Origin of the sequence: Melaminivora alkalimesophila, assembly GCF_000282995.1 — a bacterium.
Classification (GTDB): domain Bacteria; phylum Pseudomonadota; class Gammaproteobacteria; order Burkholderiales; family Burkholderiaceae_C; genus Melaminivora; species Melaminivora alkalimesophila.
Window position 1 is genome coordinate 1 of record NZ_ALEE01000814.1, and the last position, 692, is coordinate 692.

The window sequence follows — 692 nt, forward strand, 5'->3', positions numbered from 1 at the left end:
AGCCAGTGCAACAGCGCCTGCACCGCCCAGGGCAACAGGGCGATGCCGCCCACCAGCAGCAGGCCCACGGCCAGGTAGGCCGCCAACGGGATGCCAAGCACCGGTGGTGCCTTGGCCAGCAGCGCGCCTGCAGCGACCAAAGCCACGCCGACGAGACCGCCGCGCGCGCGGCCGCCCTGCGCGCCCAGGCCCTTGAGCGTTTGCGCCGGCGGCAGTTCCTGCGCCTGCCGCGCCGGCCACCAGCCGCCCACCAGCGCGGCCGCCAGCCCCAGAGCGCCGTACACGGCGGCGGCGCCGGCGCTCCACTGCAGTGCGGGCTGCTCGGCGCCGGCGAAGTAGCCGCCGCCCAGGTCGCCGCCCAGCACGCGCAGGGCGAGCGCCGCCAGACCCATGCCCAGTGCCAGCCCGGCCGCACTGCCGACGGCGCCGAGCAGGGCCGATTCGCCGAGCACCAGCAGCAGGCGCTGGCGCGGCGTGGCGCCCAGCACGGCCAGCAGCGCGAACTGCGGCGCGCGCTGCGCCACGCTCAGCGCCAGCACCGAGAATACCAGGAACGCCCCGGTGAACAGTGCCACCAGCGCCAGCACCGTCAGGTTGACCCGGTAGGCGCGCGACAGGTTGCCCAGGCGCTGCTCGGCGTCGCCCGGCTGGGCCACCACCACACCGGCCGGCCAGCCGGGTCGGGCCTGCAG

1 protein-coding gene is annotated in these 692 nt (G+C 76.7%); it reads right to left on the minus strand.

All coding sequences use genetic code 11. From position 1 onward, the window contains the following. Positions 1 to 692 (minus strand): ABC transporter permease (locus tag A612_RS15760; protein WP_141630369.1); only part of this gene is annotated, 692 nt, incomplete at both ends.